This is a genomic window from Geobacter sp. (genome assembly GCF_030834625.1).
In the GTDB taxonomy this organism is placed as follows: domain Bacteria; phylum Desulfobacterota; class Desulfuromonadia; order Geobacterales; family Geobacteraceae; genus Geobacter.
In genome coordinates this window covers 96122-102121 of record NZ_JAUQXO010000053.1, presented here as the reverse complement: position 1 = coordinate 102121, position 6000 = coordinate 96122, and the positions used below count along the sequence as shown (strand labels likewise).

Here is a 6000-nt window from a genome sequence, read left to right as displayed (position 1 = left end):
CGAGAAGAGCCCCTTCACCATGGAGCCGAGCAGCATGACTGCCGGGATGGTCTGGAAGGCGATGACGGCGGCGCCCAGGGCCAGGAACAGCGGAGCGAGGAATCCGCCTTCGTCGGCGGCTGCGCCGCTGGCGGCAAGGGCTGAAGAAGCGGTTGCTATCGTAACGATCAGTGCGTTGGCTATGGCTTTCATGACATCCTCCTTGTTTTTCGGTGAGAACTGGTTGCTTTGTATTTTTTAATTGCACCGGGTGTGCCATGTGCGTGGCAAAAAGTTTATATTTTATAACTAGCTGTAATGGCTAATTTATTTGTTTCGGACTTCGGGCGGGTCATGCGTAGTGAGAGGGTGAATGTATAGGGAAGGCATACAGAAGCGGGAGGGGTAAACTCCCCCTCCCGGGGGACAATTCACTCAACACATTGATATTACGAAATAATAAATATCGAACCGAGTGCCTGAAAAAAGAATACGCTTGATGAATAAAAACGGCAGGAGCTTTGGGAGCGGTCAGCCTTCACAGGTAGCTGACGCGAGGAGGTCGGCCGCCAGGAGATCCACGTCCTCCTCGGTCGTCTCCCAGGAGCACATGAAGCGGGCCCCGCCGGAGCCGATGAAGGAATAGAAGTGCCATCCCCGCTCCCGGAGCCCGGCGGCCACCTCCGGAGAAAAGTCGGCGAAGACCGAGTTGGCTTGACGGGGGAAGCGGATGTCCACCCCGGGAATCTCCCGCAGTCGGGCCTCCAGCCGGGCGGCGCAGGTGTTGGCGCTGGCCGCCCGGGTGAGCCAGGCCCCGCTTTCAAGCATGCCGATCCACGGTGCAGCAAGGAAACGCATCTTTGAGGCGAGCTGCCCCGCCTGCTTGCAGCGGTAGTCGAATTCCCGGGCCAGGTCGCGGTTGAAGAAGATGATCGCCTCCCCCACCGCCATGCCGTTCTTGGTGCCGCCGAAGCAGAGGACGTCCACCCCCGCCTTCCAGGTGAGCTCGGCCGGTGCCGTCCCGAGGGCCGCAACGGCGTTGGCGAAACGGGCTCCATCCATGTGGACCTTCAGATCAAGGCGCCGGGCCAGTTCCCCAACAGCCTGGAGTTCCTCCACCGTGTAGAGGGTGCCAAGCTCCGTGGCCTGGGTGACGCTCAGGGCCTTGGGCTTCGGGTAGTGGATGTCGACGCGGCGTTTCACCGTGTGCTCCACGGCCTCCAGGTCCACCTTGCCATGTTCCCCCGGCACAAGGAGAATCTTGGTTCCGTTGGAGAAGAATTCGGATGCGCCGCACTCGTCGGTCTCCACGTGGGAGGTCTCGTGGCAGATGATGCTGTTGTAGGAATGGCAGAGGGAGGCCAGGGCCAGGGAGTTGGCGGCGGTTCCGTTGAAGACGAAAAAGACCTCGCAGTCGGTCTCGAAGAGATCCCGCAGCAGCCGGCAGGCCTTCTCGGTCCAGGGGTCGTCGCCATAGGAGCAGGCATAGCCCCTGTTGGCGGCCTCCATGGCCTGCCACGCTTCAGGGCATATCCCCGCGTAATTGTCGCTGGCAAACTGGTAGCGGCGCTCGGTGGGCTTGCTCATGGCGGTCTGTCTCCTCTGAAACTGAGATTGTATTATGCCGGGGGGTTATGGCGCTGAGTCGTCTCACGGATTCGCTCGGGGTCCGGCCGAAGTGATGTATTTTTGAACAAGTTTGATACTCTTAAACATTCTCCTGAAAAAAGTAAACGAAAATGGTTTCAGGGCCGAATTTGCCCACCAAAAAGATTGACATACCGCCAAAATCCATATAATTGTGGCCACATTTAAGCCTGACTAAAATTGATTTGACCAATTTACACCACGGGAGGAAACATGAAAGTACTCCGTCGCGCCCTGACACTGATCGCCCTGGCCGCACTGACCATCGCCACAGCCGCGCCGCTGCATGCGGCCGCCGCACGGTCCATCACCGTCGCCACCGACGCCACATGGCCTCCCATGGAGATGGTGGACGCCTCCAAGAAGGTCGTCGGCTTCGACATCGATTTCATGAACGCCATCGCCAAGGAAGCAGGCCTCGCCGTCCAGTACAAGAACACCGCCTGGGACGGCATCTTCGCCGGCCTTGGAGGGGGGCGCTACGACGCCATCATCTCCTCCGTCACCATCACGCCTGAACGGCAGAAACAGTTCGACTTCTCCGACCCCTACATCAACATCGGCCAGATCCTCGTGGTCCCCAAGACCGACGTCAAATCCAGTAAAATCGCAGACCTGAAGGGGAAGAAGGTGGGGGCCCAGATCGGCACCACCGGCGCCTTCGAGATCAAGAAGGTTCAGGGTGTCGAGCTCAAGAACTACGACGAGATCGGCCTCGCCTTTGAGGACATGGCCGCCGGCCGCATCGCCGGCGTGGTCTGCGACGAGCCCACCGCCGCCCACTACGCCCTCCAGAAGGCCGAGTACAAGGCCAAGTTCAAGATCGTCGGCAAGCCGTTCACCCAGGAGGCCTACGGCATCGTGGTGAAGAAGGGGAACAAGGCCCTCGTTGACCAGCTCAACAAGGGGATCAAGGCCGTCAAGGCCAAGAAGGTGGACGAGCAACTCCGCAAGAAGTGGCTGCGGTAAATGATGGTCCACGACGGGAAACGGCCCGCCATCGTTGAGGTGGGCGACGGAGCCGCCATTCCGAGCAAAAGCGACATCGGTCTTTTCACCGCATGGCGCTTTGCCTTTTTCGGCGCTGTCATCCTTCTGGCCTATCTGGCCCTGTCAAAGCCCGATCCCTACCAGACTATTCTCACGTTCATCCCCGACGGCATCCTGGTCACCTTCCAGGTTACCGTCGGCTCCATCATCCTCGCCCTGGCCATCGGCCTCGTGGCCGGCCTGGGGCGCATCTCCTCCAACCGCTTCATCAACGGCATCGCCTCACTCTATGTGGAAGTCATCCGGGGCATCCCGCTCCTGGTCCAACTCTTTTACCTCTACTACGCCCTGGGACGCTTTGTCCATGTCCCCGACATCGCCAGCGCCATCATCGCCATGGCCGTTTGCTACGGCGCCTACATGGGCGAGGTCTTCCGGGCCGGCATCCAGTCCATCCCCAAGGGGCAGATGGAGGCGGCCCGTTCCCTCGGCATGACCAAGGCCCAGGCCATGCGCCACGTGATCATCCCCCAGGCCTTCAAGGTGGTTCTTCCCCCCATCGGAAACGAGTTCATCGCGCTTCTGAAGGACTCGTCCCTGGTATCCATCCTGGCGGTGGCCGACATCCTTCGCCGGGGGCGAGAGTTCGCTTCGGAAACCTTCGCCTACTTCGAGACCTACACCGTCATCGCCCTCATTTACCTGATCATCACCCTCTTCTTCTCGAAACTCATCGGCATCATGGAGGAACGGATCAATGCCGGCAACTGACGGTCGCTGCATGGTCGAAGTCCGGGAGGTGGTAAAGCAGTTCGGGCAGCTCCGGGCCCTGGACCGGGTCAGTTTCGACGTCCGGGAAGGGGAGAAGGTGGTCATCATCGGCCCCTCGGGCTCCGGGAAGAGCACCCTGCTCCGCTCCATCAACAGGCTTGAGGAAATCGACGGGGGACGAATCATCGTTGACGGCATCGACCTCTGCGACCCCAAGACCGACATCAACACAGTCCGCGAAGAGGTGGGGATGGTCTTCCAGTCCTTCAACCTCTTCCCTCACAAGACGGTGCTGGAGAACATCACCCTGGCCCAGCTGGTGGTGCGGAAACGCTCCCGTGAAGAGGCTGGCGAGAAGGCCATGACCCTGCTGCGCAAGGTGGGGCTCGCCGAGAAGGCCGACGCCCACCCCGGCAAGCTCTCCGGGGGGCAGCAGCAGCGGGTGGCCATTGCCCGCTCCCTGGCCATGGACCCGAAGCTCATGCTGTTCGACGAACCCACGTCGGCCCTGGACCCGGAGATGATCGGCGAGGTGCTCGACGTCATGAAGAGCCTCGCCCGGGAGGGGATGACCATGGTGGTCGTCACCCACGAGATGGGGTTCGCCCGGGAGGTGGCCGACCGGGTCATCTTCATGGACGCGGGCCGCATCGTGGAGGAGGGGACCCCGGAGCATTTCTTCAACAGCCCGTCCCACGACCGGACGAAACTGTTTCTCAGTCAGATTCTTTGATTATGCCGGGGCATGCGCCACGGGCGCGTGTCTAATAATCACTGTAACACTTGCAATCACATCACACAGAAGGAGGAAGTACATGGGAATCACCAAGAAGACGCTTATGATCACGGCATCGGCCGCCCTGACCGTTGCCACCGCCGTCCCGGCCCTGGCCCTGGAGAACGAGTTCCACGGGATGTTCAGGCTCAAAGGGGTAGTCAACAATTTCAATGCAACACCTGTCATCAATAGCCCTGAAGGTTCCCCCTACGGCTTCTACCTCCCCGCAGGCATCGACAAGGACGCGCCTACGGCCACGTACCTCGAGCAACGTGCTCGGCTCATGTACATCGCCAAGGCCAACGATGACCTGAAGCTGGTCACCCACTTCGAGATCGACTCCCGCTGGGGTGACGCCTCGTACACAAACAGCCGGAACAAGGGCGGAGCCATCGGGGCAGACACCGTCAACCTTGAGACCAAGAGTGTCTACCTGGACTTCAACTGCCCCATCACCGGCGCCAATGTCAAGGTTGGCATGCAGCCCTACGACGACGCCTTCAAGGGGGTCCTCTTCGGCGCCGACATGGCCGGCCTCCTCGTGTCCCGCTCCTTCGGCCCCCTCGACGCCTCGGCCGGCTTCTTCCGGTTCGACGACAGCGGGCTCCCCGGCAAGAGGGCCCGGGACATGGTGGCAGCCACCGCCAGGTACGCCGTAACCAAGGACATCAAGGTCGGTGGCGCTTACTACTTCATTGGCGACGACCGCAGCGAAACCGATACATTCGTACGGGACTACCTCTTCCAGCAGCAAGGCGAAACTAACACCTTCCACAACCTGGGCATCAACGCCGAGGCGAACCTCGGCCCGGTAACCATCGACGGCTTCTTCCTCTACCAGTTCGGAACCCTTGAAGATATCGCTGCCATCAGTGGTCGCGACCGCGATGTCAGTGCCTTTGCCGGTAACGTAGGCGCCCGGGGCAAGATTGGCCCCGGCACCGCCCGGGCCGAGTTCCTCTACGTCTCCGGCGACACAGGGGGGGGAAGCTCAACTAACTCTTTCCAAAGCATTCAGGACGAGCATGGCTTCTACAACGGCAACCTGCAACTCCTCTTCCGCGATGCCTATGCCATGACCATCGACAACGCCGTTGTCTACACCTCCAACAACAAGGACCAGGGGGTCATCGCCGGCTTCCTCGGCTACGACCTCCCCATCACCTCCAAGCTCTCCTCGAGCTTCAACGCCGGCTTCGCCTCCGTCGCCAAGGAGAACAGAAACACCACCCTCGACACCTCCAACGGCAAGTACCTGGGCACCGAGGTGAACGCCTCCGTCGACTACAAGCTCTTCGACAACATGACCGCCAGCGTCCGGGGCGCCTACGTCATCCTGGGCGACTATTTCAACGACGTGGCAGAAGGCGGAAAGGACCCCGACGACCCCTACATGGGTTCCGTCATCCTCAACTACGCGTTCTAATTGTTTCGCCGCAGCCGGGGGAGGAACCCTCTCCCGGCCTCACGGTAGAAGACTCCATCATCAGGACACCAACAGGAGGTTTTGTATATGAAAAAACTGGCCCTTATGCTCATGACTGCCGTAGCCCTCTCTGCCACGGTCCCGGCCATGGCCCAGGAAATGACCAAGGAAGAAAAAGATATGTGCCTCCTCGCCTCCAAGAACTGCGCGGGCGAGGTTGACACCCTCCAGAAGAAGGTCAAGAAGCTCCAGGCCGAAATCAAGAAGGGGAAGAAGGTCTACAGCGCCGAGGAACTGAAGAAGCTGGAGCAGAAACTGAAGGAAGCCAACGAGATGGTTGACGTGCTGATGAAGCAGGGTGGCGGCGGCAAGTAGCCGTTCGCCTGATCCTTAACGATCAAGGAGGATA

At 60.2% G+C, this 6000-nt stretch carries 7 protein-coding genes; 5 read left to right on the top strand and 2 right to left on the bottom strand.

What is annotated here, in order from left to right; genetic code table 11:
* Together RCH91_RS13090 and RCH91_RS13085 are read right to left on the bottom strand one after the other, a co-directional pair.
* On the bottom strand, nt 1-192 hold a 192-nt coding region (locus tag RCH91_RS13090), incomplete at its 3' end, for a hypothetical protein (RefSeq protein WP_306534746.1).
* Nucleotides 193-510: 318 nt separating this feature from the next.
* Entirely contained in the window at nt 511-1566 is a 1056-nt protein-coding gene (locus tag RCH91_RS13085) for a low specificity L-threonine aldolase (protein WP_306535401.1), read from the bottom strand.
* A 273-nt stretch (nt 1567-1839) separates the two neighbouring features.
* Between RCH91_RS13085 and RCH91_RS13080 the strand changes: the two genes are divergently transcribed.
* The 5 genes from RCH91_RS13080 (at nt 1840) to RCH91_RS13060 (ending at nt 5966) form a co-directional block, all read left to right on the top strand.
* Nucleotides 1840-2595, top strand: a complete 756-nt coding sequence (locus RCH91_RS13080) for a basic amino acid ABC transporter substrate-binding protein (protein WP_306535400.1) — start codon at nt 1840-1842, stop codon at nt 2593-2595.
* Nucleotides 2596-2598: 3 nt separating this feature from the next.
* Nucleotides 2599-3387, top strand: coding sequence for an amino acid ABC transporter permease (locus tag RCH91_RS13075; protein ID WP_373694392.1), 789 nt, complete (start codon nt 2599-2601; stop codon nt 3385-3387).
* A gap of 10 nt (nt 3388-3397) precedes the next feature.
* On the top strand, nt 3398-4120 hold the full coding sequence (locus RCH91_RS13070; protein WP_373694391.1) for an amino acid ABC transporter ATP-binding protein: 723 nt from the start codon (nt 3398-3400) through the stop codon (nt 4118-4120).
* 82 nt (nt 4121-4202) lie between these two features.
* Nucleotides 4203-5591, top strand: a complete 1389-nt coding sequence (locus tag RCH91_RS13065) for a hypothetical protein (RefSeq protein ID WP_306535397.1) — start codon at nt 4203-4205, stop codon at nt 5589-5591.
* A gap of 87 nt (nt 5592-5678) precedes the next feature.
* On the top strand, nt 5679-5966 hold the full coding sequence (locus tag RCH91_RS13060; RefSeq protein ID WP_306535396.1) for a hypothetical protein: 288 nt from the start codon (nt 5679-5681) through the stop codon (nt 5964-5966).
* Nucleotides 5967-6000 lie beyond the last annotated feature (34 nt).

Excerpts from the sequence above, each read along its gene's own strand:
- RCH91_RS13085 (WP_306535401.1), bottom strand. The coding sequence starts at position 1,566 with ATGAGCAAGCCCACCGAGCGCCGCTACCAGTTTGCCAGCGACAATTAC.
- RCH91_RS13080 (WP_306535400.1), top strand. The coding sequence starts at position 1,840 with ATGAAAGTACTCCGTCGCGCCCTGACACTGATCGCCCTGGCCGCACTG.
- RCH91_RS13075 (WP_373694392.1), top strand. The coding sequence starts at position 2,599 with ATGGTCCACGACGGGAAACGGCCCGCCATCGTTGAGGTGGGCGACGGA.
- RCH91_RS13070 (WP_373694391.1), top strand. The coding sequence starts at position 3,398 with ATGGTCGAAGTCCGGGAGGTGGTAAAGCAGTTCGGGCAGCTCCGGGCC.
- RCH91_RS13065 (WP_306535397.1), top strand. The coding sequence starts at position 4,203 with ATGGGAATCACCAAGAAGACGCTTATGATCACGGCATCGGCCGCCCTG.
- RCH91_RS13060 (WP_306535396.1), top strand. The coding sequence starts at position 5,679 with ATGAAAAAACTGGCCCTTATGCTCATGACTGCCGTAGCCCTCTCTGCC.